Source organism: Dietzia sp. NPDC055343 (genome assembly GCF_053645265.1).
On the sequence record NZ_JBSHMJ010000006.1, the window covers coordinates 128526 to 155137 of the forward strand.

Genomic DNA, 26612 nt, shown 5'->3' on the forward strand with positions numbered 1-26612 from the left:
GTCCCCCGTTATCCGCGCGGAAGGCCGAGAAGGCGCTCGGCGATGATGTTCTTCTGGACCTCGTTGGTGCCCGCGTAGATGGGCCCGGAGAGGGCGAACAGGTAGCCGTCCATCCACTGCTCACCGGCGAGCTCGCCCGCGGTGTCGAGAATGTCCAGCGCCGTCTCGTGGGTCGCGATGTCCCACTTCGACCAGAAGACCTTGTTGATGGAGGACTCGAAGCCCAGGTTGGCCCCGCCGGTGAGCTTGGTGACCGTGTTCCAGGTGCTCAGCTCGTAGGCGCGGGAGCCGATCCAGGCGTCGACCACGCGGTCCGCCAGCGCGCCACGGTTGCGCTCGTCCAGCTCGGACTCGGCGCCGGACCACAGCTCCAGCAGCCGGTCCGTGGTGGCCAGGAACCGACCGGGCGAGCGCAGCGACAGGCCGCGCTCGTTGTTGGCGGTGGACATGGCCACCTTCCAGCCCTGGTTGACCTCGCCGATCACGCCGGACTCGCCCGGGTTCGCGGGATCATCGGGAACGAACACGTCCTCGAGGAACAACTCGGCGAAGCCGGGCAATCCGTCCAGCTGGTCGATCGGACGCACGGTGACGCCCTCGGCCCGCAGATCGAACATGAAGTAGGTCAGGCCCTTGTGGCGCGGCTCGTCCGGGTCGGTACGGAACAGGCCGAAGCCCTTGTCGGCGAACGAGGCGCGGGTCGACCACACCTTCTGACCGTTCAGGACCCAGCCGCCGTCGACGCGCTTGGCGGTCGAGCGCAGCGAGGCCAGGTCGGACCCGGCCTCCGGCTCGGACCAGGCCTGCGCCCAGATGTCGTCGGCGCGGGCCATGCGCGGCATGATCCGCTCGAGCTGCTCGGGGGAGGCGTGGTCGAACAGCGTCGGGGCCAGCAGGAAGATGCCGTTCTGGCTCACCCGCAGGGGCGCGCCGGCGCGGAAGTACTCCTCCTCGAACACCACCCAGTTGACCAGGCCGCAGTCGCGCCCGCCGTACTCGGCGGGCCAGGACACGACCGACATGCGGGCGTCGGCCATCTTCGCCTCCCACGCGCGGTGGGCCTCGAACCCCTCGGCGGTGTCCATGTGGGGAAGCGGCTCGGCCGGCACGTTCTCGGCCAGCCACTGCCGCACCTCGAGGCGGAATTCCTCGGTCGCGGCGTCCAGATCCAGGTCCACGCCTCAGCTCTCCTTGTTCGTGTCGGTGTTGCCCTTGTTGGCGCTGTCGCGCATCGAGCGGGCGTCCATGCCGCCGAGGGAGGCGGAGAACGAGTCGGTGTCGTCCGGCTCGGCGTTGGCGGAGTGGGAGAACATGTGCCAGCCGAACGCGGTGTCCAGCGAGGTCTGCAGCCCCATCTGGTCCTCATTGGAGTTGATGACCTTCTTGGCCAGCGTCAGCCCGAACGGCGGCATGCCCTTGATCTCGCCGGCGATCTCGTCGACCTTCGCCTGCAGCTCGTCGCGCGGCACGACGTGGTTGAGCATCCCCCAGTCCAGCGCCTCGGCGGCACCGAACCTACGACCGGTGTAGAGGATCTCCTTGGCGCGCCGCGGCCCCAGCACGAAGGCGTGCGCGAAGTACTCGACGCCCGGGATGCCCATCTTCACCACCGGGTCGGAGAAGAACGCGTCGTCGGAGGCCACGATGAAGTCGCAGACCCACGCCAGCATGAGTCCGCCGGCGATGCACGCGCCGTGCACCTGGGCGATCATCGGCTTGGGGATCTCGCGCCAGCGGCGGCACATCTGCACGTAGACCTCGGTCTCGCGCGCGAGCCGCCGGTCGCCGCCGCCGCGGGTGGTGTGGTCCCACCAGATCGAGGCGCGGTTGGTGTACTGCACGTGGTGGTCGCGCTCGGTCGTGCCGATGTCGTGGCCGGCCGAGAAGTGCTTGCCGTTGGCGCGCAGGACGATCACGCGTACGTCCGGGTCCTCGACGGCCTTGATGAACGCGTTGTCCAGCGAGTACGTCATGACCGAGTTCTGCGCGTTGCGGAAGTCCGGCCGGTTGAGGGTGACGTACGCGGTGCCGTCGGTGACCTCGTACGCCACGGGCTGCGTGTCCGGACCGAGGTCGTCTACCTCGAGGACCGGGGGGATGGGTGCGTCGGTCATGAGCTGGGACTCTCCTTACCTAGCAAGTGCTTGGTTGGTACTGTACCGGACTTCGCGCGCGGGCCCGATTCAGACGCCTCGTCTCAGACGCCGTAGCCGCCGTCGACGTCGAGCTTCTGGCCCGAGATGAACCCGGCCCGGTCGGAGGCGAGGAACGTCACGGCCTCCGCGATGTCGCCGGCCGAGCCGAACCGCCGCAGCGGGATGTTGCCGCGCGTGATCTCCAGCGCCCGCTCGTCGAGGTCGCCCGAGGCGATCAGCCGCGACGCCATGCCGTCGGTGAGCATCCCCGGCCCCACGCAGTTCAGGCGCACCCCGTACCGCCCCTCCTCGGCCGCGAGGCCGCGCACGAGCTGCTCGACCGCGCCCTTGGGGCCGGCCGACAGGCCGTCGCGTACGGGGTAGCGGGTGGTGGCGGCGGTGGTGACGACGACGACGTTGCCCGCCACCGCACGCAGATGCGCCAGCGCCGGGTGCACCAGCGCGAAGAACCCGGCGGCGTCCTCGTCCAGCTGGCGCCGGAAATCGGCCGGCGATACGCGCGACAGGTGGACCATGGGCACGTGCGGGCCGGCGCAGTGGGCGAGGACGCGGATGCCGCCGAAGCGGGTTCCGATCCGGTCGACCGTGGCCGCGAGGGCGGCGTCTGCGTCGTCGTCGTTGTCGTCGTCGGAGTCGTCATGGACCGCGAGTCGTTCGCACTGCACGGTGCGCCCGTCCCCGCCCAACTCCCGCGCCAGGTCGACCGGCTCGGTCGAGCGGTACCCCAGCACCATCGGCGCGCCCGGGAACTCGACGGCCAGGCGGCGCGCGACGGCCGCCCCGATCCCGCCCGAGGCGCCGGTCACCACCACGGCGCCAACGGTGGGGGCGTCCGCATCTGCTGCGCTGCTCATCGCAGGTCCGTCTTGAGGATCTTGCCGGAGGGGTTGCGCGGGAACGCGTCGAGGAACTCCACCGTCCGCGGCCGCTTGAAGTTCGCCAGGTGCTCGGCGGCGAAGTCCATCACGTCCTGCTCGGTGAGCTCCGAGCCCTCGCGGCGCACGACGAACGCCTTGCCGACCTCGCCCATCCGCTCGTCCGGAACGCCGATCACCGCGGACTCCACCACGCCGTCCAGGCGCGCGAGCGTCTGCTCGATCTCAGCGGGGTACACGTTGAAGCCGCCCGTGATGTACATGTCCTTGAGCCGGTCGGTGATGCGCAGGTTGCCGTTCTCGTCGATCTCGCCCACGTCACCGGTGTGGAGCCAGCCGTCGGCGTCGAGCGTAGTGGCGGTGTTCTCGGGGTCGTCGAGGTAGCCCTGCATGACCATGGGGCCGCGGGTGAGGATCTCGCCCTTCTCGCCGATCCGGATCTCCATGCCGGGGTACGCGCGGCCGCAGGTGGTGGCCACGGTGACGGCGTCGTCGGTGGGGCGGCAGGTGGTGATGAAGCCCATCGTCTCGGTCTGCCCGTAGGCGGTGATGACGGTCTCCAGGCCCAGATCGGACTGCATGCGCTCGACCAGAACTACCGGCACCACGGCGGCGCCGGTCACGGCCAGCCGCAGCGACGACAGGTCGTACTGGCCGCGCATCGGCTCGTCGAGGAGGGTCTGGAAGATCGTCGGCGCGCCGGGTAGGACGGTGGCGCGCTCGTCCTGGATCAGCCGCAGCGTCTCGGCGGTGGAGTACACGGCCAGCGGGATGATCGGCGCGCCGAACAGCACGCACACCAGGAAGCCGGCCTTGTAGCCGAAGCTGTGGAAGAACGGGTTGACGATGAGGTAGCGGTCGGTCTCGGTGAGCTCGCCGTTGCTGCCCCACGCGTGGGCGCCGGCGACGGTCTGGCGGTGTAGCGCCACGACGCCTTTGCTCTTACCGGTGGTGCCCGAGGTGAAGAGGATGTCGGCCACGTCGTCGCCGGTCACCGCGTCGGCGCTGGCGTCGGCGCGGCTGAGGAGTCCGTCGGTGGCGCGGGCTCGGAGGTCGGAGTAGTCGACGACGTCCACGCCCGCACCGTCGGCGGTCACCGTGTCGCCACCGTCGAGGGGGATCCGCACCACGGTCTTGAGTTGCGTGGACTCCGCCAGCGAGCCGCCGGCCGCGGCCGTGAGGTCCGCGATCCGCTCGGCGCCGAGGAACGCCCCGGCCACCACGGCGGCGACCGCGCCCGTGCGCTGGATCAGCTCGAGCGTCTCGCTGCCGGTGTAGCGGGTGTTGGCCGGCACGACGGTGGCGCCGACGTACTGCGCGCCGAGTGCGGCCACCACCCAGTGGTGCGTGTTGGGCGCCCAGATGACGATCCGGTCGCCGGCCTCGACCCCGCGGTCGAGCAGGCCGGCGGCGAAGTGGCGGACCTCGTCGAGGAGCTCGGCCCAGGTCCAGCGGGTGTCCTGGCCGGGTTGGACGTCGATGATCGCCTCGCGGTCCGCCCACAGGGTCGCTGCTCTTCGCAGCGCGGCGGGGATGGTGTCCACGGGCTGGCGGTCGGCTGGTGCGCGGTCGGTCATCGCGGGCTCCTCAGGGCTGCGGGTGTGGCGGAGGCAACCCTACCAAGCAAGTGCTTGGTGGCGCGGTCCGCCGTGGCTGGCTGCGTCTGCGCCATCCCGCCGCCTCGCCGCCTCGCCGCCTCGCCGCCTCGCCATCCCGCCGACCCGCCGTCCCGCCGCCGCGGCGCCGCCTCGCCATCCCGCCGTCCCGCCGGCCCGCCGGCCACCCCGCCCGGTTGCAAGACATGTGCTCGCGCTTGCAAGGCAATCGGGGCGAGATCTGGCCCCGGAATCGCACCGGAGGTCTTGCGAGTGGGGAGGCGTGTCTTGCAACCGGGGGGTGGGAGCGTTCGCGGTCCGGGGGAGGGCATGCGGCGGACGGGGAGGGGGCCGCGACTGCCGGGTTGGGCGGCCCGGTGCACTACCAAGCAAGTGCTTGGTAGTGTGTCGGCATGACCGAGAACACCAGGCCTGCGTCGGAGATGTCCGACGACGAGTTCGCCGGCCAGTTCCGCGCCTGGCTGGACGCCAACCTCGTCGGCGAGTTCGCCGAGATCAAGGGGGTCGGCGGGCCGGGCAGCGAGCACGAGTTCTTCCCCCAGCGACTGGCCTGGGAGCGACACATGGCCGCCGCGGGCTGGACCTGTGTCGGCTGGCCGGTCGAGTACGGCGGCCGCGGCGCGAGCCTGAGTCAGCAGGTGCGCTTCCACGAGGAGTACGCCAAGGCCGACGCCCCGGCGCGCGTGTCCCACCTGGGCGAGACGCTGCTCGGGCCGACACTCATCGCGCACGGTACGCAGGAGCAGAAGGACCGTTTCCTGCCGAAGATCGTCGACATCACCGAGCTGTGGGCCCAGGGTTACTCCGAGCCGGGCGCCGGCTCCGACCTGGCCAACGTCGCCACCACCGCCCGGTTGGGCGAGGACGGCAAATGGCACATCGACGGCCAGAAGGTGTGGACCTCACTCGCGCACCTGAGCCAGTGGGCGTTCGTCGTAGCCCGAACCGAGGAGGGCACGAGCCGCCACAAGGGACTGAGTTTCCTGCTGGTGCCGCTCGACCAGCCGGGCGTCGAGATCCGTCCCATCCAGCAGCTCACCGGCACCTCCGAGTTCAACGAGGTGTTCTTCGACGACGCGGTCACCGACGCGTCGATGATCGTGGGGGAGCGCGGCGAGGGCTGGAAGGTCGCCATGACCCTGCTCGAGTTCGAGCGCGGGGTGTCCACGCTCGGCCAGCAGGTCGGGTTCGCCCGCGAGCTCGACGAGATCACCCGGATGGCGCACGCGAACGGCAGCGCGCAGGATCCGGCGGTGCGCGAGCGCATCACCCGCGCCTGGATCGGTCTGAAGGTCATCCGCGCCCACGCCCTGCGCACGCTGGCCGACCGCGACCCCACCGGCGGCACCGCCTCGGCGGCCAAGCTGCTGTGGGCCAACTGGCACCGCGACCTCGGCGAGCTCGCGATGCTGGTCCAGGGTGCGGAGTCGCTCACCGGACCCACCGAGACGTCCGAGGGCGTACCCAACGATCTGCGGGACCCCGAGAACGTGGAGCTGGCGCTGTGGCAGCGGCTGTTCCTGTTCACCCGCTCCGACACCATCTACGGCGGATCCAACGAGATCCAGCTCAACATCATCTCCGAGCGCGTGCTCGGACTACCCCGAGAGGCCAGGCCGTCATGACCGAGCAGAAGTCCCCCCTCGCCGTCGTTCCCGAGGAGACCCCGGGCCACGGCCTGCTCAAGGGTAAGAAGGTCGTGGTGACCGCCGCGGCCGGTACCGGCATCGGCTTCTCGTCCGCCCGTCGCGCCGCGCTCGAGGGCGCCGACGTGCTGGTCTCCGACTTCCATGAGCGGCGCATGAACGAGGCCCGCGACGCGCTGGCCGCCGAGTTCCCGGACCAGCAGTTCGAGGCGATCACCTGCAACGTGCAGTCCACCTCCGACGTGGACGCGCTCATCACCGGCGCCGTGGAGAAGCTCGGCCGGATCGACGTGCTGATCAACAATGCCGGGTTCGGCGGCGAGGCCGAGCTCGTCGACATGACCGACGAGGACTGGGACCGCGTCCTGGACATCACGCTGAACGGCACGTTCCGCGCGACCCGCGCCGCGCTGCGCTACTTCCGCGACGTGCCGCACAACGGCGTGATCGTCAACAACGCCTCCGTGCTCGGCTGGCGCGCGCAGCGGGCGCAGGCCCACTACGCCGCCGCCAAGGCCGGCGTCATGGCGCTGACCCGGTGCTCGGCCATCGAGGGGGCGGACTACGGCGTGCGGATCAACGCCGTGGCGCCGTCGATCGCCCGGCACAAGTTCCTCGAGAAGTCCGCCTCCTCGGATCTGCTCGACGAGCTGGCCTCGAAGGAGGCCTTCGGCCGCGCCGCCGACGTGTGGGAGGTCGCCGCGACCATCGCGATGCTCGCCAGCGACTACACCACCTACCTCACCGGCGAGGTCGTCTCGATCTCCTCGCAGCGCGCCTGATCTCCGCGGAGCTCCGCGTCGCGGCAGGGGCGATCAGGCCGCGGCGCGGACCTTCTCCGCCTGCTTGACGAACGTGTCCATCGCTGTGGCCTGGGCCTCCGGCGAGACCTCGCCGGCGGGGATGGTCGCGGTGACGGAGACGCCGATCCCGCGGACCGTGCCGGTGACGATGAGGTTCCCGCTGGTGACGTTCTGGCCCATCATGTCCATCGAGCTGTCCTGCTGGACCGCGACGAAGTTCTCGACCCCGGCGGGGGCCTCGACGTCCAGCACCGTGTTGGCGGTCTCGGTGACCAGGTCCTGGCCGCCTTCGCCGAGCGGGAAGCTGACGGTCATGACCGGGCAGTCCTCGATCGCCGCGGCGCGATCCGGCAGGCCGTCGATCACCGTGGTGACGGCCACCGCGTAGGCGATGTCGTCCTTCTGTCCGGCCTGGATGGCCATCGTCCCCGGCTCGGACTGCGCCATCAGGGTGTCCTGGCTGAACTCCGCGCAGTGCGGCGGCTCGACCTTCAGCCCCTCGGTGAGGCCGCCGATCATGTCCATCCCGCCGGCGATCTCCTCCGGGGACACCGGCTGCAGGCCCAGGTCGGGAGCGTCCGCCGCGGTGAGGATCAGCTGGTCGAGCGCCGTGGCGGGGGCGGCCTCGGAATCCGCTTCCGCTTCCGTCGGCTCGGCCGACCCGGTGGCCGAGGTCTGCTGGGTGGCGGAGGTGTCGGTGGCCGCGGCGTCGTCGTCGACCTCCCCGATCGTGCAGGCGGACAGGCCCAGGGCCAGGCCGAGCGCTGCGGACGCGGCGAGGAGGCGGCGGCCACGCCGGCGGGGCAGGGTGGTGGCGGAGGAAGTCATGGAGCAGAGTCTAAGCAGGGCGGCCGCCCGGCGGGCGGTGGCGGTGGCGCGTCGAGCGCGGTCGACTGCCCAAACAAGTGCTTGGTTGGTATTGTGTCCGGTATGACCGCCACGAACAGACGCGACGAGCTCCTGTCGATCGCGGCCGGCCTCTTCGCGGAACGCGGCCTGCGCGCGACGACCGTGCGCGACATCGCCGACGCCGCCGGCATCCTCTCGGGCAGCCTCTACCACCATTTCAAGTCCAAGGAAGCCATCGTCGACGAGATCCTCCGTGGCTTCCTCGACGCGCTGTTCGGCGACTACCGGCGCATCGTGGAGTCCGGGATGGGCGCGCGCGAGACGCTGGAGGCCCTGGTGGAGGCGTCGTTCGAGGCCATCCACGACCACCGCGACGAGGTGGCGATCTACCAGGACGAGGTCAAGCACCTGCGCGGCAACGTGCGGTTCGACTACCTGGGCGAGCGCAACACCGAGTTCCGCGAGATGTGGACCGGGGTGCTGCGCCGCGGCATGGAATCCGGCGACTTCCGCGACGACCTCGACGTGCGCCTGACCTACCGCTTCCTGCGCGACACCGTCTGGGTCGCGGTGCGGTGGTACCGCCCCGAGGGGGACGACGACCACGGCGCGATCGCCAACCAGTACCTGAACATCGTGCTCGACGGACTCGCCGTCAACTGAAGAGCCCCAGCACCACTGAGGAGAGACCAGCCATGACAGAAGTGACCGGCCGCGAGGCCTACGTGATCGACGCCGTCCGGACGCCGGTGGGCAAGCGCGGCGGCAGCCTGGCCGCGCAGCACCCCGCCGACCTCGGTGCCCACGTCATCAAGGCCGTCGTCGAGCGAACCGGCATCGACCCGGAGGTCGTCGACGACGTGATCTTCGGCTGTGTCGACACCATCGGCCCGCAGGCCGGCAACATCGCCCGCTCGTCCTGGCTCGCCGCGGGCATGCCGCTCGGTGTCCCCGGCACCACCGTCGACCGCCAGTGTGGCTCCAGCCAGCAGGCCATCCACTTCGGCGCCCAGGCCATCATGTCCGGCACCCAGGACGTGATCCTGTTCGGTGGCGTCCAGAACATGAGCGCCCTGCCCATCTCCTCGGCCATGCTCGCCGGCCGCGAGTACGGCTTCGACGACCCGTTCTCCGGCTCCACCGGCTGGACCGAGCGCTTCGGCACGCAGGAGATCTCGCAGTTCAACGGCGCCCAGATGATGGCCGACAAGTGGGACATCTCCCGCCGCGAGATGGAGGAGTGGGCGCTGCAGTCCCACAATCGCGCGCGTGCCGCGATCGCCGAGGGCCGCTTCGGAGCCGAGTACGTTCCGATGGCCGGCCTCGAGGCCGACGAGACCACCCGAGAGACGACACTCGAGAAGATGGCCTCGCTGCCCGTGCTCGCCGAGGGGGGTTCGCTCACCGCGGCCGTCGCGTCGCAGATCTGTGACGGCGCCTCCGCCGGCCTGCTGGCCTCCGCCGAGGCCGTCGAGAAGTACGGTCTCACCCCGCGCGCCCGCATCCACCACATGACCGTCCGCGGCGACGACCCGGTGATGATGCTGTCCGCGCCCATCCCGGCCACCAAGCACGCGCTGGCCAAGACCGGCCTGACGATCGACGACATCGACGTGGTGGAGATCAACGAGGCGTTCGCGCCCGTCGTGCTCGCCTGGATCAAGGAGACCGGCGCCGACCCGGCCCGCGTCAACCCCAACGGCGGCGGCATCGCCCTGGGCCACCCCCTCGGCGCCACGGGTGCCAAGCTGTTCACCACCCTGCTCAACGAGCTCGAGCGCACCGGCGGCCGCTACGGCCTGCAGACCATGTGTGAGGGCGGCGGTACCGCCAACGTGACGATCATCGAGCGCCTCGACCGCTGATCTACACGGCCTTCTGAGCCCAGCCCTGAGCCCCGCACCGGATCATCGGTGCGGGGCTCTCGCGTCTCGCGCCTTCGAGGCCCACCCATCAGGAGCCGGGGAAGCTCATGTCTCCGACACTGTCACTGATGTTGCCGGCCAGCGGGATGATGCTGCCGACGTCGATGCTGCTGCCGTTGCTCGAGCCCTCGGGGAGCTCAACACTGCCGGTCAGGCTGCTGGTGTCGAGTGCTCCGGTGTTCGCGCCGTCGATGCTGCCCTGACCCGACCCTGCAGCGGCTTCGCTGCCCGAGCTGCCCGCCCCGGCGTCCACGCCGAGGCTTCCGCTGACGTCGGCGATGCTGCCGTGGAATCCGATGTCGACGGTGCTGCCCTGGTCTGACCCCGAGGCGCTGCCCAGCTCGATCATCCCGTCCGTCGAGCCGACGCCGAGCTCGGCGCTCCCGAGGCCGATGCTGCTGCCCTCGGCGGAACCGGAGCCGCCGACGCTTCCGGTGACGCTGCCCTCGAACGCCCCCAGTGGGTTGCCGACCTGGGTGAGGAAGAGGTTGATCTCCATCGGTGCCTCGTCCCTGCCGCCTACGCAGACCACGGGGGCGGCATAGAAGTCGTCCCGTACGCTATCTGCCTCCAGCGTGCCCGCGACGCCCGGGAGCGTGACCGGGGAGAGAGTATTGGCCAGGAGCAGGATGGTCACCTGGTCATTCAGGTCGCCGAGGGCGGCGATGATGTTCATGATGTCTCCGTCGAGTAGCGGAATGACCTCTCGGGCGACATCGGGGATGGCGTACAACGGGACGAGCGCGCCAGCACAGGACTGGCCGAGCACCGGGGGCCAGCCGAGCTTGCCCGGAATCGGGTTGTCGATTCGGACGGATACCCGGTTGTCCTCGACCGCCGGAAGGGATACGTCCGCGGCTAACGCCACGCCGCTACCGGCGAGCGCCATGCTCGCTACGGTGGCTACTGCCACCGACAGGTGAGTGATTCTTCTGACTGTGCGCATGTGATCTCCCGATGATTGGCCGTCGCCTCGTGAAGATACGCATATCCATGCTTGTCGTGGCGTGAAAGGCTGTTCGGGGGAGCACGCTGCGAGTTGCCGGATCGGGGGCTCGGACGAAGACGCGAGCCCCGCACCTCGGCAGGGTGCGGGGCTCGCGGGGCTCAGCGCGTCAGCGAGCTGACGAGAGAATCGATCAGGAGCCGGAGCTGCTCGATCCGGCGCCGTTGTCGGTGGGCGCGGCGGGCCCACCGATGCCGGTGCTGCCGGAGGCGCTACCGGCGAAGGCCTCCATCGGGTTGCCGACCACGGCCGGGAACAGGTGCGGCTCCATCGGGCCGTTATGACCCATGCAGATCACGGCGAGCGCGTAGATGTTCGAGGGCACGTTCTGGGCGGACAGCCAGCCGTCAACGCCGGGGATCGTCATGGGCAGGTTGAAGCCGAGGGCGCCGGGTCCATCGAGGGCGATGACATCGGGGTTATTGCCGAGCGCCGCGACGATCGGCATGAGGTTGCCGCCACCGGCGACGGCGGCGCCGGCGATGTCGGCCGCAGCGTACGGCGGAACGAGCATGCCCATGCAGGACTGGCTGGGGAGCGGGGCGGTGACGTGCACGTTCACCGTGTTGCCCGCGATGTGGACGAACGGCGTCGCGGCGTTGGCGGCGCCGGCGCCGGCGACCGAGATGCCCGCGGCAGCGGTGGCGGCGACAGCGAAGCCCGCGGCTGCCTTCTTCAGGTTGGTCATGGGAAGCTCCTTAAAGGGTGCCTTGAAAACAGTGGTCTCCCTCACTGAGTCGCTCAGCGGACTGTAAGTGTTACATCAGCCGAGGCTCCGTATCGGCAGATTGACCGATCACCCTTCTCGACCCACACGACAACGCCCGGCCCGCAGAAGCGGACCGGGCGTCTCAGTCTCAGTTAGAGAGCAGTGGTTCTGGCGGTCACTCGCCGCCGACTGCGGAGGACAGGATGGCGCCGAGGCCGCTCTCGTCGCCGCCCTGCAGGAGCGAGGACGCGGTATCGAGCAGGCCGTCCGAGCTCAGACCGCTGATGATGTCGAGCGGGTTGCCAACCGTGACCGGCTTGAAGGACGGCTTCGAATCGTTGGTGCAGACGGTGATCAGCGCATACACGTTGTTCGCGACCTCCTTCGCCGTGACAGTGCCCGACGGGGAGGCGGTGGTGAGCGCGACACCGGGCAGCGTGCCATTCTTCAGAATGGTCACGCCCTCGAAACCCTCGATGTCTTCGATGCCCCCCGTGCCCTCATTGATCGTCTTGATGATCGATTCGACGGCGGTCGGAGGAACGAGGGCAGCGGCGCAAGCGTCCGTGGACTCACCCTCCTCGAGGGTGAAGGTAGCGGAGACGGTGTTGCCGTCGACATCGTGGTCGACGGTGGTGGCCGAGGCGACGCCGGCGCCGGCGAGGGCGAGTCCGGACGCGGCGGCGAGGACGCCGAGGCTACGAAGGGCGGTACGGGACTTCGACATGAGGGAAAAGCTCCATTCGGAGATGAGGGGGAGGGGAAGTGCGAATGGGGGCCGTATCTGACCGACCCTCTTTCGCTAGTCAATCTTAACCGGACTCTCAGCCTTCTGAAAAGGGTTCGCGGCCAAGAAGGCTCGAAGGGGGGTGGCTGGCGGCGCACCAAGTGCCCGTGGATATGACGACGCCCAGCCGGTCGGGCCGGCTGGGCGTGATCGACGTGCGAAGAGGAGTTACTCGGCGTCGCCCGTGGCGGATGACAGGGTGCCGAGGAGGTCGCCCTCCTCGCCGCCGCCGATGGCGGACGAGAGGATGCCACCGAGGCCGCTGTCGTCGCCGTTGAGGACGGAGGAGAGGGTGCCGAGACCGTCGCCCGAGCTGCCCATCTCGACGGAGCCCATGATCGCCTCCATCGGGTCGCCGACGATGACACCCGGGTTGATCACCGGCTCGTCAAGCGTGCACTTGGAGATGAGCGTGTACACGTTCGGGTCTAGCTTCGCGTACACGGTGTTCTTGCCGACGGCGACGGAGATGAGCCCGGTTCCGCCACCCTGGCCGTCCTCGGCGGTGGTGAGCGCAGTGACGGCCGTGTCGCCCTTGATGATGTCGAAGAGATCCCCGAGGTCGCCGGTAGCCGCACCCTGAACCTGGCTGATGACGCTGGCTGCCCCCGCCGTGGGAACGGCCACGGCAAAGCAGAGCGAGCCGTCGTACCAGGTGTCCTTGGTGAAGCTGACAGACAGTAGGTTGCCGTCGACCTCATGCGTCGTGGCGGCCATCGCGGCGCCGGCTCCGGCGACGGTGAGGGCGGTGGCGGCGCCGAGCACGGCGGCCGAACGGGCGAAGGTACGGGTGACAGTCAAGGGGGTCCTCCGGGGAGTGGCAGGCGAGAGGGTCCCCGCCGCTGACGATAAGGCGATGCTCACGCTACCTGAGGATTCGATGAATGACTCCCGATACGCTTCATCTCCGTGCGCCGGTCCGGGAGGACGGTGACAAGACAAAAGGGTGCGCGCCCAGAATGGTTCATCCTGGGCGCGCACCCTCGTCGTTAGCGCGCGATCCGGGCGCGTAGGTCCCCAGCGCGCAGCGGTGCGCCGGGCTGGCTCAGCCCAGGTCGCGCAGCGCACCCAGGCGGCCGTGCGCCTGCGTCATGATGCGCTGGATGAGCTCGTCACAGCTGGGCAGGTCCTCGATCATGCCGACCACCTGCCCGGAGGCCAGCACGCCGGCCTCGGTGTTGCCCTCGACCAGCCCGGCCTTGAGCAGCATCGGCGTGTTGGCGGCCATGACGATCTGCTGCCACGTGCGCTCGGACGACTTCTTCATGTTGAGGCCGTCCTTGGCCAGCTGCTGCCACTTCATGCCGGTCATGGCCTTGAACTTGTTGGCGTTCTGCACGGCCGCGACCATGCCCTTGACCGGGCTGCCGGACTCGAGCGCGTTGACCAGCCCGGTGCGCAGCACGCGGTGCGGCATGCCGTCGACGCGGGTCGAGACGACCGTGTCCTGCAGGCCCCGCTCGAGGTACTGCTGCTTGACCGCGTTCGGCACCTGCGAGTCGCTGGTGAGCAGGAACCGCGTGCCCATCGCGACGCCCGCGGCGCCGTAGGACAGCGCCGCGACCAGCCCGCGGCCGTCGAAGAAGCCGCCGCCCGCGACCACGGGGATCGACGTGTTGCCGGCCCCGCCCAGGGCGTCGATGACGCTGGGGAGGAGCAGCGTGGTGGCGACCTGACCGGTGTGACCACCGCCCTCACCGCCCTGCACGATCACCGCGTCCGCGCCCCAGGACGCGACCTTGACGGCGTGCTTCGCGGCACCGATCGAGGGGACGACGACGAGGCCGTTCTCCTTCAGACGGGCGATCAGCTCGGGCTTCGGTGCGAGCGCGAACGACGCGACCTTCACCCCGTGGCGGATCATCAACTCGCAGCGCTCGGCGGCGTCCTCGGCATCGGCCCGGAGGTTGACACCGAAGGGCTTGGAGGTGAGTTCCTTGGTCCGGATGATGGCGGCCTCGAGCTCCGAGTACGTCATGGTCGCGGACGCGATGATGCCCAGGCCGCCGGCGTTGGCGGTGGCGGCCGTCAGCTCGGGACCGGATACCCAGCCCATGCCCGTCTGGACGATCGGGTACTCCACGCCGACGAGACGGGTGAAGTCCGTCGACAGTGTGGCGGCGCGAGCGGTGCCGGTGGCGGCGTCGTCGTCGCTCACTTCTTCTCCTCCGCGGGGACCTCACGGTTACGGAAGCCGCGCGGATCGATCACCTCGCGGATCAGACGCAGCTCCTCCGCGGACGGGTCGCGTGTGACGCCCGCCTCGGCCAGACCGGCAACCTCGAAGCCCGTGTTCTCCGCGACCTCCTCGGCCGTGACACCCGGGTGCAGGGTGACGGCGCGCATCGTGCGGCCGGGGCCCTGGAAATCGAAGACACCGAGGTTGGTAACGATCTTCGGGATGTGGTGGAAGCGGAAGGCCGGGTCGCCCTCGGTGTAGCGGTCGTAGCCGATGCCGCACACGATGTCGACCTTCTCGGGGAAGACGCGGGTGCTGTGCTTGCCCACCCAGTAACTGGTGGCGTGGGCGATCGAGTTGCCCGGCGCGCCACGCAGGCCGAACATCTGGCGCGTCGGCTTCTGGACGTCGTCACCGAACGCCGAGAGGTTCTGGTTGCCGTACTTGTCGATCTGGTTGGCGCCCATGACCACGTGGCGGGCGCCGGCCTGCAGCACGTCGAAGACGCGCGGGAACGGGATGTAGCCCTCGAAGTCGATGAGCTTGCCCAGCGGCGGGGTCTGGCCGAGGAAGCGGTACTCGCCATCGGTGATGAGCAGGTCCGGCTCGGTGGTCATCCGCGCGAGGCGGGCGCCCAGGGTGGCCATCGGGGTCATGGGGGAGGCGAAGATCTCCCCGGCACCGGCGAAGATCTCGGCGCAGGCGATCGCGCAGTACTCGGCGCGCGTGATGTTCTCGCTCACGTGTCAGCCCTCCTTCTCGGCCGCGATCTTGGCGGCGAACTTGGTTACGGCCTCCTGGTACGCGGCCTCGTCGCCGGACAGGAACTCTTCGGTGAACGCGGCCCAGGACTGCTCGTCCTTGGCGGCGGCCGCGTAGTGCTTCTGGAACGCCTCGTCGCGGCCGTAGCCGCCGGCGAACGTGAAGTGCGCGCCGTTCGGGGCCTCGGAGACGGTGTCGACGAACATGCGGCTGATCAGCATGCGCTGCGGGCCGACCTCGTTCATCAGCGCATCCGCCGAGTCGACGATCTCGTCGGTCTCGAGCAGGACCGTGTCGGCGGCCATGGCGTACAGGTCGTCGAAGTAGCCGTCGGCGCCGGTGAATGCGGCGTTGCCGTGCTTGTCGGCCTTGTCCAGGTGGATGAGCGCGGCGTCCATGCGCAGCGCGGGCATCGCGACCAGGGTCTCGGTCTTGCCCTCGAAGTCGTACGGGGAGTCGACGGTCTTGAGCTCGTCGCCCCAGAACCGGAAGACGTCCGAGCCCAGGCCGGCGCGCGTGGGCAGGAACGGCAGGCGCTGCGCGGCGGCGGTGAGGCCGGCGCGGACCATGCCCTCGTCCATCTCGCGGGAGATGATCGAACCCTCGGTGCGGCGCTTGGCGAACCACGGGTCGTAGAACGGTGCCGAGTCCAGGGTCACGAAGCCGTAGTACGCCTTCGAGACCTTGCCCGCCGAGCAGAGCAGGCCGAGGTCCGGGCCACCGTAGGTGATGACGGTCAGGTCGGTGAGATCCTCGCGGCGGAGGATCGCCCGGACCAGGGCCATCGGCTTGCGCCGCGAGCCCCAGCCGCCGATACCGATGGTCATACCGCTCTCGAGGCGTGCGACGGCCTCGTCGAGGCTCGTGCGCTTGTCGCGCGGGGTGGGGGTCGTCGTCACTTGTTCTCGCCCGTCCTCTCGGATTGCTTGACTCGTTTATCCAGGTTCGTACCGCTCTTGACGAACTCGTCTCGGTGCTCATCGGCCACGCCGGCGAGGTTGAGTTCGAAGGTGAAGCCCTGCTCCATGCGGTACGAGGACTTCACGTCGACCGGGTCGATGTGGTTGATGGCCTCCTTGGCCGCCCGGATCACGCGGGTGTCCTTGGCGGCGATCGCCTCCGCCAGCTCGCGGGCCGCGGCGTCGAGCTGGTCGCGAGGGACCACCTCGTACACCGTTCCCCAGTTGTGCAGCTGCTGCGCGGTGACGTTGCGGGAGGTGAAGTACAGCGTGCGCATCATGTGCGGCGGCACCATGCGCGCGAGGTGGGTGGCCGCGCCGAGCGCGCCCCGGTCCACCTCGGGAAGTCCGAAGACCGCGTCATCGGAGGCGATGATGCAGTCGGCATTGCCGACCAGCCCGATGCCGCCGCCCACGCAGAAGCCGTTCACGACGGCGATCACGGGGACCGCGCATTCGTAGACGGCGTTGAAGGCCACGTAGCAGCCGCGGTTGGCGGCCAGCAGGTGGTCGAAGCCCTCGAAGTCCTGCATCTCCTTGATGTCGACGCCGGCGTTGAACCCGCGGCCCTCGGCGCGCAGGATCACGACGTGGACCTCGGGGTCCCGGCCGGCGGCCAGGATCTGCTCGCCGAGTTCGAACCAGCCCGCGGACGGGATGGCGTTGACGGGGGGATAGTCGACGGTGACGGTCGCGATACCGTCTGCGCCCTTGTCGACGCTGATGCCCATTGGTGCTCCCTTCGCACGCCACCGCCGCCTGAGACGGTCCGGTGACTAACCAAACGCTTGCTTGGTAGGCTAGCACGCATGACGAACATCGATCTTGGTCTGGCGGGGAAGGTAGTCCTCGTCACCGGAGGCGTCCGAGGCGTCGGCGCCGGCATCAGTCGAGTATTCAGAGATGCCGGCGCCGTCGTCGTCACCTGCGCCCGGCGACCCGCCGACGAGGGCTCCGATGTCGCGGACCTCGAGTTCCACCCGGCCGACCTCCGCGACCCCGACGCGGTCCGCGAGATGATCGACGCGATCGTCGCCAAGCACGGCCGCCTCGACGTGGTGGTCAACAACGCCGGCGGCGCCCCGTTCGCGCTGGCCGCCGACGCCAGCGCCAACTTCCACGCCAAGATCGTCGCGCTCAACCTGCTGTCCGCGCTGACCGTCGCGCAGGAAGCACACCGGGCGATGACCGCCGACGGGCCCGACGGCCAGATCGGCGGCGTGATCGTCAACATCTCGTCCGTCTCCGGCCACCGCCCCTCGCCCGGCACCGCCTCCTACGGCGCCGCGAAGGCCGGCATCGACTCGCTCACCCAGTCACTGGCCGTCGAATGGGCCCCGGCGGTGCGTGTGAACTCCGTCGTCGTCGGCCCCGTGAAGACCGAGCTCGCCGAAATGCACTACGGCGACGCCGAGGGCGTGGCCGCCGTCGACGCCACCATCCCCATGGGGCGCATGGCCGAGCCCGCCGACGTCGGCCGGGCCGCCGCGTTCCTCGCCTCGCCACTGGCCGCCTACATCACCGGCGCCGAGCTGCTGGTCCACGGCGGCGGCGAGAAGCCCGCGTTCCTCTCGGCCTCCACCGCCGAGAACAAGCACTGACCGAGAACACCCGCACCGACCATTTCAACCAAGGAGACATCAATGGGAATCTGCGACGGACGCGTCGTCATCGTCACCGGCGCCGGCCGCGGAATCGGCCGTGAGCACGCGCTGGCCTTCGCCGCCGAGGGGGCGAAGGTCGTCGTGAACGACCTCGGCGCCGGCATCGACGGCACCGACGTGGGGGAGCACCCCGCCGAGCAGGTCGTCGCCGAGATCAAGGCCGCCGGCGGTGAGGCCGTGATCAACGGTAACGACATCTCCTCGTGGGAGGGCGCGCGCGAGCTCGTCCAGCAGGCCATCGACACCTTCGGCGGGCTCGACGTGCTGGTCAACAACGCCGGCTTCCTGCGCGACAAGATGCTCGTCGGCATGACCGAGGAGGAGTGGGACAAGGTCACCACCGTGCACCTCAAGGGCCACTACGCGCCGCTGCGTCACGCCGCCGAGTACTGGCGCGCCGAGTCCAAGGCCGGGCGCCCTCGGGCCGCGCGCGTCATCAACACCTCCTCGGGCGCCGGGCTGTTCGGCTCGGTCGGCCAGGGCAACTACGCCACAGCCAAGGCCGGCATTGCGCTGCTGACCATCCAGACCGCGGCCGAGATGAAGGGCTACGGCGTCACCGCCAACGCGATCGCCCCGTCCGCCCGTACCCGAATGACCACCTCCGCCGGTGAGGCCATGGCCGCGCAGATGGCCGCCCCCGAGGACGGCTCGTTCGACGTGATGGACCCGGCCAACGTCTCCCCGCTGGTCGTGTGGCTGGGCTCCGAGGAGTCCGGCGACGTCTCCGGCCGCGTTTTCGAGGTCGAGGGCGGCAAGGTCACCGTGTGCGACGGCTGGCAGCGCGCCGCCTCCGAGGACAAGGGCGCCAAGTGGGATCCGGCCGAGCTCGGCTCCGTGGTCCCGCGCCTGCTGTCCGAGTCGCCGACCCCGGTTCCGGTCTACGGCGCCCGCTGAGCTGACGCCGGGTCCCGCTTCCGGCTCGGCCACGCGCCCGGCCCCCCGTGCCGCCCCGCGCGGTTGCAAGACATCGCCGTCCATCTGCAAGACAGATTGGTCGAGATTCCGGACTGGAATCGCATCTGGTGTCGTGCAGATCGTGAGGGCTGTCTTGCAACCGAGGTTCGGGTGGCGAGAGCAGACCGTGAGCGAACAAGAGGGAGCCCCGCACCTTTCGAGGTGCGGGGCTCCGTCAGTTTCCGGCCGACCGGATCAGGTCAGGGGCGCGGGCAGTTCTGGGCGTCGACCGAGCCGAGGCCGGCGAGCTGGTCGATCTGCGCCTGCGGCAGGTCGCACAGCGGGAAGCCCGGCAGCGGCGGAAGCTGGACGTTGGCACCGGCGGCGGCACCGACGGCCGCGCCGCCGAGGGCAGCAGCGCCGCCCAGCGACAGGATCGGCAGCAGGCCGCCGCCGACGCTCATCTCGACGCTGTTGACGGTCTCGAGGGAGGACATCGCACCGACCGTCGAGCCAAGATTTGTCGAGGCGGTGCTCATGTCGAAGGCATTCTCGATCGAGCCGGTGAGCGCAGTGAGCGAACCGTTGACGGTCACAAGCTCCTGGGCGGAGCCGACAACGACGTAAGCGCTGTCGCTGGTGACGTTTCTGATCGCATCGGAGCTCGCGCCTGTCGAACCGCCGTTGCCGGTGACCGAGCCGAGAAGTCCGGTATCAGGATTGGACAGCGATCCGGAGGTGTTGGCGATCGAGCCCGCAGTCGCATCAGTGATGTTCTCGAGTGAGCCCCCATGCTCGATCGACCCGCCCAGGGCGCTGGTGATGTCGCCGGCCGAGCCGCCGTCTCCGATGGAGCCCTCGATGCCCGCCAGCACACCGGCGAGTGAGCCGCCGTTGCCGATGGCATCCGCGATGGCCCCGGTGATCGCGGTAGCGGAGCCGGTGTTGTCGATGGAGCCGGTGAGGGCATCGGTAAAGGCGCCGGTCGACCCGCCGCTGGCGTTGACGGAGCCGGTGATGGTGGTGACCGAGCCGGCGACATTGGTGAGGATGCTCTCGAGCGAGCCACCCTCGACGGATCCCGCGATGCCGTTCGCGATCGTGCCCGCAGAGCCGCTGATGTTCGCGGAGCCGCCAAGCTCAGTGGAGCCTGTGCCGATACCGGTGGTGGAGCCTTCGGGAATCACGCCAGCGGAGCCGGGGATCAAGCCCGCCGAGCCCGGAATCGACACGTCCGAGGACTGCAGGCCGTCCAGAATGCCGATGTCAAAGGTCGACTGAGCGTTAGCGACACCTGTGGCGCCGGACATGGCGAGGGCCGCCGTGGCGGCGGCCGCGGCGGCCCTGGTCATTTTCTTCATAAAAGTGGATCCTCTCGGCGAATCGCGGCACCAATGTGCCCTTTGGCACATGAGAATCCCCTGAATATGAACTTTTGTCAATGCCGCCACGCATGCCGATCGGATTGAGCGGTGTTCACGCCGCACACTGCTCATGACGTGCACAGCATGACAGGTCAGCCATTCGGCGAGCGTTCGGCTAACGCACGGGTTCGCAGATCACCACGGGTATGACGCGGCTGGTGTTTGCCTGATACTCAGCGAAATCCGCGTAACGCTCGACGAGCCGAGGCCACAACTCCGCCCGCTCGGCCGGAGACGCCTCCCTCGCCGTCATCGACCTGACCCGGCGACCCACCTGAACGGTGACGGCCGGGTCCGCCAAGACGTTGCGGTACCACTGCGGATGAGAGGGCAGCCCGCCTTGCGACGCGACCAACAGGACGCGGTCGCCGTCCGGGAGGTGCAGCAACGGGACCGTGCGTGGTTCGCCGGATTTACGGCCCGTCGTCGTCACCAAACACACCGGAACCGGCGCCCGCAGCGCCGACCCCACCCGCCAGGTTCCACCGATCCGACCGCCCGTGCGCTGGTACAGCCACGTGTTGGCCCGCGACATCACCTTGATCACGCCGACGACCCACGGCGCGCCACGCCGCGGGTCGTCGGTGCCGGTCTCGGGCTGCTGATCCGTCACTTGCCGCCGGCCATCGGCGCACGGACGATCACGTGCTTGCCGGGGAAGAACGCCGCGAGCTCACGGCGGCTCTCCTTGAGCGCCATCAGGCCGTAACCCTTCTTCCGCTCCTCTGGGTGGATCCAGATCGCAACGTCAACGTCGCCGTCGTTGACCTGCTCGCCGAACACGAGTCCCACCTGGGTGCCCCGCGCGCCGTCGACGGCGACAAACCACATCGCCGACTCGGCGTCGATCCGCTTCAGTCCCTCGCGGCGCTCCTGCTCCGTGCGGCTCTCGTCCCACGTGCCGCCGGTCGCCGACGAGGCGTCGGTCGAGCGCGCCTTGTACAGCGCATTGTGCTCGTCCGAGTCGCGAAACGGGTGCAGGGCGAAGCTTGACGGACTCGAGGCCTCCGGTTGCTCGGTGGTGCCGCCGACGAACGACTCGAGCGGGGCGCGCAGGACCTCGCGGGCCTCGTCCGTCGAGACCGCCAGGAGGTGGGACACGGCCTTGACCGCGTCGTCCGTGCCGGTGGCGGACGAGATGGCGGCAAAGATCTCCTGCCGACGTCCCGCGGCCGCCTCGATGACGTTGCTGCTCATGTCAGATCCTCTCGATGATGCTGGCCGAGGCCTGGGCGCCTCCCGCGCACATCGTGATGAGCGCGCGCTCGCCGTCCGTGCGCTCGAGCTCGTGCAGGGCGGTGGTGATGAGCCGCGACCCGGTGCTGCCGACGGGGTGGCCGATCGCGATGGCGCCCCCGTTGACGTTGACCTTGTCCATGTCGGGCCCGTGCACCTGCGCCCAGCTTAGGAGCACGGAGGCGAACGCCTCGTTGCATTCGAAGAGATCGAAGTCGGAGATCGACATGCCCGAGCGGTCGAGGACGCGCTGAGTGGCCTGGACCGGGCCGTCGAGGTGGTACTCGGGCTCGCCACCCACCAGCGCCTGGTGGACGATGCGCGCGCGGGGCTTGAGGCCGTGCGCCTTGGCGACGTCCTCGTCCATGAGCAGGACCGCGGCCGAGCCGTCGGACATCTGGCTCGAGGTGCCGGCGGTGTGCAGGCCGCCCTCGAGGACCGGCTTGAGGCCGGCGAGCGCCTCGGCGGTGGTCTCCCGCAGGCCCTGATCGCGGGTGACGGTCACCGTCTCGCCGGTGTAGGTGCCGTCCTTGAGGCGCTCGGGGGCGTCGACGGCGAAGGTCTCGCGATCGAACCGGCCTTCGTCCCACGCGCGCTGCGCATTGGCCTGCGACCGGACGCCCAGCTCCTCGAGGTCGGCGCGGCTCAGTCCGCGACGCTTGGCGATCCGGTCGGCAGCCGTGAACTGGTCGGGCAGATCCACCGTCCAGTCGTCGGGGCGGGGCATGCCGTTCTCGCCGTTGCCGACAGCCGCACGGAGCGCGATCCAGCTCATCGACTCGACGCCGCAGGCGATGCCGACGTCCATGGCGCCCGCGTGGATGAGGTTTGCGATGAAGTGGTTGGCCTGCTGCGCGGACGAGCACTGGCAGTCGATGGTCGTGCACGCGGTCTGCCAGGGCAGGCCGGAGGCGAGCCAGGCGCCGCGGGTGACGTTGTTGCCCTGTGCGCCGGCCTGGGTCACGCAGCCCCCGACGACCTGCTCGACCAGGGCGGCGTCGATGCCTGCCCGGCGGATGACCTCCTTCTGGGAGGCGCCCAGCAGGTGCGCGGGGTGGAGGCCCGACAGCGCGCCGCGTGCCTTGCCGATCGGGGTACGTACGGCCTCGACGATGACGGGATTTCCCATGGTTTTCCTTCCGGGAATCCGGCCGGAGGTAGACCTGGCCGGAACTGAACGTGTTCTAGTATGGTGCGTGGAACGTGTTCTAGATTACAGCCCGGGCGAGGGGTTCGCAGTATCCGGGTTGTGTGAGTGAACACCTGACGCAAACCGACGCGGCCAAGGAGTGCCAGTGCAGCCAGTCACCATTCCCGAGGGGTTCGACTTCACCGACCCGGAGCTCTACCAGAAGCGCCTTCCGCATCCGGAGTGGATGCACCTGCGGCAGACCGAGCCGATCTGGTGGTGCGCCAACGAGCCGGGTGCGGACGGATACGACGACGACGGCTACTGGGTCGTCACCAAGCACGCAGACGTCAAGGAGATCTCCCGGCGCACCAATGAGGTCTTCTCCACCTGGGAGAACACCGCTATCCCGCGCTTCGCGCCCGGGACGGAGCGCGAGATCGTCGAGATGACGCGCTTCCTGTTCATCAACCAAGACGGCGACGAGCACAAGAAGTACCGCCGCATCATCTCGAAGGGGTTCACCCCGCGGAACATCGAGAAGATGCGTGAGAACCTCGCCGAGAAGGCGCGGAGCATCGTGGAGACCGCAGCCGCCAAGGGCGGGGGAGACTTCATCACCGAGGTGGCCTCCGAGCTCCCGCTGCAGGCCATCGCCGAGCTCATCGGTATCCCGCAGGAGGACCGCCACCAGATCTTCGAGTGGTCCAACAAGATGACCAGCTACGACATCCCGGAGCTGGCGGACGAGTCCAACGCCGCCAACGCCGAGATCCTCGGCTACGCCATGGAGTTGGCCGCCAAGCGCGAGGTCGACCCCCGGGACGACCTGGTGACCAAGCTGGTCCAGGCCGACGTCGACGGCGAGCAGCTCACCGCGGACGAGTTCGGCTGGTTCGTGGTGCTGCTCGCGGTGGCCGGCAACGAGACCACCCGTAACGCGACAACCCACGGCATGATCGCGTTCCTGGAGAACCCGGACCAGTGGGAGCTGTTCAAGGCCGAACGCCCGGAGACCACCTACGACGAGATCCTCCGCTGGGCCTCGCCGATCTCCTCGTTCCAGCGCACCGCCACCGAGGATGTCGAGATCGGCGGCGTGACCATGAAGAAGGGCGACCGTGCCGCGATCATGTACGGCTCGGCGAACTTCGACGAGGACGTCTTCGAGGACCCGTTCAGCTTCAACATCCTGCGCGACCCGAACCCGCACCTGACGTTCGGCGGGAACGGCCCGCATTACTGCATCGGCGCCAACCTGGCGAAGCTGCAGATCGAGTTGATCTTCAACGCGATCGCGGACCACATGCCCGACATCACCTCGATGGGTGACGCGACCCGCCTGCGTTCGGGCTGGCTCAACGCCATCCAGGACTGGAAGGTCGACTTCAAGTGCCCGGTCCGGGCCTGATCGACTGACCCACAGCACGCACGGTGACGGCCCCGGCGCACCGCCCACCGGGGCGGAGCGCCGGGGCCGTCGGCGTCTCCTACGACCATCGCGCCGAATCCCCCACAGAACCAGGCAGGGTGACATCATGATCGACCCCCGAATCGACGACCCGTCCTTCCTCGAGCACCGCCACATCGACCGCGACGGCGTGGGCATCCACTACGTGGTCGCCGAACCGAGCGCGTCCGCAGACCAGCGCCCGGGCACCGTCGCGCTTGTTCACGGCTTCCCTCACTTCTGGTTCACGTGGCACCGCATGATCCCCGTCCTCGTGGACGCCGGGTGGCGGGTCATCGCGCCGGACCTGAGGGGGATGGGCGGCTCCGACGCGCCCACGAATGTCGAGGACTACGCGCCGCGCGAGGTGGTCGACGACCTGATCGCGGTACTTGACGATGCACTCCCGAAGTCGGAGAAGGTCGTGCTGGTGGGCTTCGACTTCGGCGCGGGCGTGGTCTACGACGCCTGTCACCTGGAGCCGGGGCGGGTCCGCGCGGTGATCGGGATGGAGAACCCCTTCATGGGCACCGCCGGGTCGGTCTCCCCTCTGGAGGGCTCGGCGATGATCGCCGAGAAGCACTTCCTGCATCTGCACTACTTCGCGCAGCCGGGCGTCGCCGAGGCCGATCTCGAGGGCCACGAGCGCGACTTCCTCGCCCGCGTGTTCTGGGCCCTGTCCGCCGACTACCACTACCTCGATGTGTGGCAGCACCCGTCGGGCACGACCTACCTCGATGCGCTGCCCGAGGCGCCGGAGCTGCCGTGGCGCTGGCTCACCGCGGAGGAGTTGGACCGCTACGAGACCGAGTACGTCCGCACCGGGTTCGCCGGTCCGCTGCAGTGGTACCGCGCGATGGACGCGTCCTGGTACGCCCGCAAGGAGTTCGAGCGTCAGACCAACCCCGTGCCGTACTACTTCGTCTACTCGGAGCACGATCCCGACCTCGAGGGCTTCCACGGCCGCGAGCCGCTGAAGAAGCTCGACCGATATCACGACGACGTCCGCCAGGTCCGCAGCGTGCCGCGGGCCGGCCACCTCATGCATCTCGAGGCCACCGAGGACACCCACCGCGAGATCCTGGCCTGCCTCGACGACATCGCAGCGACCATCAGCGCCGACCCCGGCGTGTAGCGCAACGCATCGCAGCCCCGCCCGCCCACTCGACGCAGCCCCCGCAGCCCCAACCCCTCCGGTTTGGACGACACTGTGCAGGGATTCGGGCCGAGAGCCGGCTCTGATGTCGTCCAAAGCGGGCGGCAAGGCGAGGGGAAGATGGGTGGGAGGGGCGAGGGCTGGCTGCATCACGCGGCTCCGGTTCGAGTGGCCCTACCTACGGCCGACGAGACGTGCTGGACCACTTCTTCGGCACTCATCCCGGCCGTGATTCGCACGACCTGCCAGCCGAGGTCTGCGAGTCTGGCGTTGACACGGAGATCCCATCGCCACTGCTCAGGGTTGCCGTGGTGGCTGCCGTCGTAGAAGATCGCCACCTTCCACTCGGGGTAGCCCAGGTCCGCAGTCGCGATCTTTCGACCGTCCGCGTCTCGGATCCGGAGCTGACTTACGGGGGCGGGCAGCGGGGACCGGGCGATGCGGAGCCGGACGAGAGTCTCCTGTGGTGAGTCGGCTCTCGGGTCGCAGTCCGACAGATGGGAAGCGACGCGACGTACGCCGTGGAGTCCGCGCATCCGTTCTGCCGCGGCCTCGACGGCGGCGATCGGCGTGCCCGTGGCGTTGCATACTGAGTCTACTGCGCAGACCATGTCGTCCACCGAGACCGCCCAGCGGGCGACATCGACTGCGGTACGGGCAGGAGAGGTCACGGTGATACCGCCGATGTCGATCTGATCGCTCACAGTGAGCGGTCGCCGAGGGCGCCGCCATCGCACGAGCGCGGGAGCCCGGGGATCGTGTGTCGAGTAGATGTCGATGCGTCGGTTCGCGTAGCCGGTCGAGTACCAGCGCTCACCTTGGACGTGGGCGGCCGCCCAGCCGGCGACGACGGACTCGTTGGGCGCCCACTTGCTCACGGCGGTGATCTCGTCCCATCGGGACAGGGTCTTGTCCGATGCCGCGTAGATGCACGGGACGATCTGGGTGTACCTGGTAGCCAGAGCGTGCCGGGAGAGAACTCCTGCAGAAAGGGCTGCGCGAGAGTCGAACGGTCCTCCGGCGCGCACTTCCTCTTCGATATCCCTGGGCAATCGTGCGGGGACATTCCTGTTGAACCGAGATGATCGCATGACAACAAGACTGGGCGATCGAGTACCGGTCTGAAGCGGTCACGAGGCAGCCTGTGGATGAAGCTGACGACCATCCACAGGCATGACATCCGAGGAATGTGCGTCCGGGCAGTATCCACCATCAGTTTGGACGACACCAGTCGCGAGATTTCGCTGAAATCCCTGCGCGATGTCGTCCAAACCGGGAGAGGGGCCGGCCCGGGGAACTGTCAGTCGGTCAGGCCGTACTTCGCGCCGAAGTTGGAAATGGACTCGAGCTTCTGCTCGGTGGAGCAGTCGAAGCCGTGTCCCTC

The 26612-nt window shown here is 69.1% G+C and carries 27 protein-coding genes; 9 read left to right on the top strand and 18 right to left on the bottom strand.

Annotated features, from left to right (window positions below):
* Positions 1-8: 8 nt before the first annotated feature.
* From ACWIE7_RS05030 to ACWIE7_RS05045, 4 genes are all read right to left on the bottom strand, one after another.
* Entirely contained in the window at positions 9-1178 is a 1170-nt protein-coding gene (locus ACWIE7_RS05030; protein WP_452099594.1) for an acyl-CoA dehydrogenase family protein, read from the bottom strand.
* A 3-nt stretch (positions 1179-1181) separates the two neighbouring features.
* Positions 1182-2114: an enoyl-CoA hydratase gene (locus ACWIE7_RS05035; RefSeq protein ID WP_452099593.1), complete on the bottom strand. Its 933-nt coding sequence runs from the start codon at positions 2112-2114 to the stop codon at positions 1182-1184.
* Positions 2115-2197: 83 nt separating this feature from the next.
* Complete coding sequence (locus tag ACWIE7_RS05040) at positions 2198-3010, bottom strand: SDR family NAD(P)-dependent oxidoreductase (RefSeq protein ID WP_452099592.1); 813 nt, start codon at positions 3008-3010, stop codon at positions 2198-2200.
* Positions 3007-4608 carry a FadD3 family acyl-CoA ligase gene (locus ACWIE7_RS05045; protein ID WP_454057030.1) on the bottom strand — a complete coding sequence of 534 codons (1602 nt, stop codon included), beginning with the start codon at positions 4606-4608 and terminating at the stop codon, positions 3007-3009. Before ACWIE7_RS05045 ends, ACWIE7_RS05040 begins: the two co-directional genes overlap by 4 nt.
* Positions 4609-5039: 431 nt before the next feature.
* Between ACWIE7_RS05045 and ACWIE7_RS05050 the strand changes: the two genes are divergently transcribed.
* Together ACWIE7_RS05050 and ACWIE7_RS05055 are read left to right on the top strand one after the other, a co-directional pair.
* Positions 5040-6272: an acyl-CoA dehydrogenase family protein gene (locus ACWIE7_RS05050; protein WP_454057031.1), complete on the top strand. Its 1233-nt coding sequence runs from the start codon at positions 5040-5042 to the stop codon at positions 6270-6272.
* The gene (locus ACWIE7_RS05055) at positions 6269-7075 is read left to right on the top strand and encodes an SDR family oxidoreductase (protein WP_452099589.1); all 807 of its coding nucleotides are present in this window, start codon (positions 6269-6271) and stop codon (positions 7073-7075) included. Before ACWIE7_RS05050 ends, ACWIE7_RS05055 begins: the two co-directional genes overlap by 4 nt.
* Before the next feature lie 33 nt (positions 7076-7108).
* Here ACWIE7_RS05055 and ACWIE7_RS05060 read toward each other — a convergent pair whose 3' ends face one another.
* The gene (locus ACWIE7_RS05060; protein WP_454068703.1) at positions 7109-7924 is read right to left on the bottom strand and encodes a hypothetical protein; all 816 of its coding nucleotides are present in this window, start codon (positions 7922-7924) and stop codon (positions 7109-7111) included.
* 102 nt (positions 7925-8026) lie between these two features.
* On the opposite strand from ACWIE7_RS05060, the gene ACWIE7_RS05065 reads away from it, so the two are divergent.
* Both ACWIE7_RS05065 and ACWIE7_RS05070 read left to right on the top strand, forming a co-directional pair.
* Positions 8027-8608 carry a TetR/AcrR family transcriptional regulator gene (locus tag ACWIE7_RS05065; protein ID WP_454068704.1) on the top strand — a complete coding sequence of 194 codons (582 nt, stop codon included), beginning with the start codon at positions 8027-8029 and terminating at the stop codon, positions 8606-8608.
* A 32-nt stretch (positions 8609-8640) separates the two neighbouring features.
* The gene (locus ACWIE7_RS05070; protein WP_454068705.1) at positions 8641-9810 is read left to right on the top strand and encodes an acetyl-CoA C-acetyltransferase; all 1170 of its coding nucleotides are present in this window, start codon (positions 8641-8643) and stop codon (positions 9808-9810) included.
* 88 nt (positions 9811-9898) lie between these two features.
* Here the strand turns inward: ACWIE7_RS05070 and ACWIE7_RS05075 are convergent, their stop codons facing one another.
* The 8 genes from ACWIE7_RS05075 to ACWIE7_RS05110 form a co-directional block, all read right to left on the bottom strand.
* Entirely contained in the window at positions 9899-10759 is an 861-nt protein-coding gene (locus tag ACWIE7_RS05075) for a hypothetical protein (protein ID WP_454068706.1), read from the bottom strand.
* Positions 10760-11009: 250 nt separating this feature from the next.
* Entirely contained in the window at positions 11010-11564 is a 555-nt protein-coding gene (locus ACWIE7_RS05080) for a hypothetical protein (protein WP_454068707.1), read from the bottom strand.
* A gap of 196 nt (positions 11565-11760) precedes the next feature.
* Positions 11761-12312: a hypothetical protein gene (locus ACWIE7_RS05085; protein WP_454068708.1), complete on the bottom strand. Its 552-nt coding sequence runs from the start codon at positions 12310-12312 to the stop codon at positions 11761-11763.
* A 228-nt stretch (positions 12313-12540) separates the two neighbouring features.
* Entirely contained in the window at positions 12541-13173 is a 633-nt protein-coding gene (locus ACWIE7_RS05090) for a hypothetical protein (RefSeq protein WP_454068709.1), read from the bottom strand.
* 244 nt (positions 13174-13417) lie between these two features.
* Positions 13418-14530, bottom strand: coding sequence for an NAD(P)H-dependent flavin oxidoreductase (locus ACWIE7_RS05095; RefSeq protein ID WP_454068710.1), 1113 nt, complete (start codon positions 14528-14530; stop codon positions 13418-13420).
* Positions 14527-15294: a CoA-transferase gene (locus tag ACWIE7_RS05100; protein WP_344991541.1), complete on the bottom strand. Its 768-nt coding sequence runs from the start codon at positions 15292-15294 to the stop codon at positions 14527-14529. The genes ACWIE7_RS05095 and ACWIE7_RS05100 overlap by 4 nt, the downstream gene beginning before the upstream one ends.
* Before the next feature lie 3 nt (positions 15295-15297).
* Positions 15298-16140: a CoA transferase subunit A gene (locus ACWIE7_RS05105; RefSeq protein ID WP_380059568.1), complete on the bottom strand. Its 843-nt coding sequence runs from the start codon at positions 16138-16140 to the stop codon at positions 15298-15300.
* A 68-nt stretch (positions 16141-16208) separates the two neighbouring features.
* Positions 16209-17003 (bottom strand): enoyl-CoA hydratase family protein, encoded by a 795-nt coding sequence (locus tag ACWIE7_RS05110; RefSeq protein ID WP_230931014.1) that lies wholly within the window; start codon positions 17001-17003, stop codon positions 16209-16211.
* 78 nt (positions 17004-17081) lie between these two features.
* Between ACWIE7_RS05110 and ACWIE7_RS05115 the strand changes: the two genes are divergently transcribed.
* A complete protein-coding gene (locus ACWIE7_RS05115; RefSeq protein ID WP_452099577.1) occupies positions 17082-17873 on the top strand; it encodes an SDR family oxidoreductase in 792 nt (263 codons plus the stop codon).
* 42 nt (positions 17874-17915) lie between these two features.
* Positions 17916-18833, top strand: coding sequence for an SDR family oxidoreductase (locus tag ACWIE7_RS05120; protein ID WP_452099576.1), 918 nt, complete (start codon positions 17916-17918; stop codon positions 18831-18833).
* Positions 18834-19093: 260 nt separating this feature from the next.
* Here ACWIE7_RS05120 and ACWIE7_RS05125 read toward each other — a convergent pair whose 3' ends face one another.
* The 4 genes from ACWIE7_RS05125 to ACWIE7_RS05140 are packed head-to-tail and all read right to left on the bottom strand — an operon-like array spanning position 19094 to position 22622.
* Positions 19094-20329 carry a hypothetical protein gene (locus ACWIE7_RS05125; RefSeq protein WP_454068711.1) on the bottom strand — a complete coding sequence of 412 codons (1236 nt, stop codon included), beginning with the start codon at positions 20327-20329 and terminating at the stop codon, positions 19094-19096.
* Between the two features lie 43 nt (positions 20330-20372).
* A complete protein-coding gene (locus ACWIE7_RS05130; RefSeq protein WP_452099574.1) occupies positions 20373-20870 on the bottom strand; it encodes a nitroreductase family deazaflavin-dependent oxidoreductase in 498 nt (165 codons plus the stop codon).
* Positions 20867-21454 (bottom strand): GNAT family N-acetyltransferase, encoded by a 588-nt coding sequence (locus ACWIE7_RS05135; RefSeq protein ID WP_454068712.1) that lies wholly within the window; start codon positions 21452-21454, stop codon positions 20867-20869. Before ACWIE7_RS05135 ends, ACWIE7_RS05130 begins: the two co-directional genes overlap by 4 nt.
* 1 nt (position 21455) lies before the next feature.
* Complete coding sequence (locus ACWIE7_RS05140) at positions 21456-22622, bottom strand: steroid 3-ketoacyl-CoA thiolase (protein ID WP_452099572.1); 1167 nt, start codon at positions 22620-22622, stop codon at positions 21456-21458.
* A 166-nt stretch (positions 22623-22788) separates the two neighbouring features.
* Here ACWIE7_RS05140 and ACWIE7_RS05145 point away from each other — a divergent pair, with 166 nt between their 5' ends.
* Both ACWIE7_RS05145 and ACWIE7_RS05150 read left to right on the top strand, forming a co-directional pair.
* Entirely contained in the window at positions 22789-24033 is a 1245-nt protein-coding gene (locus ACWIE7_RS05145) for a cytochrome P450 (RefSeq protein WP_452099571.1), read from the top strand.
* 127 nt (positions 24034-24160) lie between these two features.
* Positions 24161-25207 carry an alpha/beta hydrolase gene (locus ACWIE7_RS05150; protein ID WP_454068713.1) on the top strand — a complete coding sequence of 349 codons (1047 nt, stop codon included), beginning with the start codon at positions 24161-24163 and terminating at the stop codon, positions 25205-25207.
* Positions 25208-25377: 170 nt separating this feature from the next.
* Here the strand turns inward: ACWIE7_RS05150 and ACWIE7_RS05155 are convergent, their stop codons facing one another.
* Entirely contained in the window at positions 25378-26256 is an 879-nt protein-coding gene (locus ACWIE7_RS05155) for an endonuclease domain-containing protein (RefSeq protein ID WP_454068714.1), read from the bottom strand.
* Positions 26257-26376: 120 nt separating this feature from the next.
* Here ACWIE7_RS05155 and ACWIE7_RS05160 point away from each other — a divergent pair.
* The coding region (locus tag ACWIE7_RS05160; protein WP_454068715.1) for a hypothetical protein at positions 26377-26612 on the top strand (236 nt) is incomplete at its 3' end.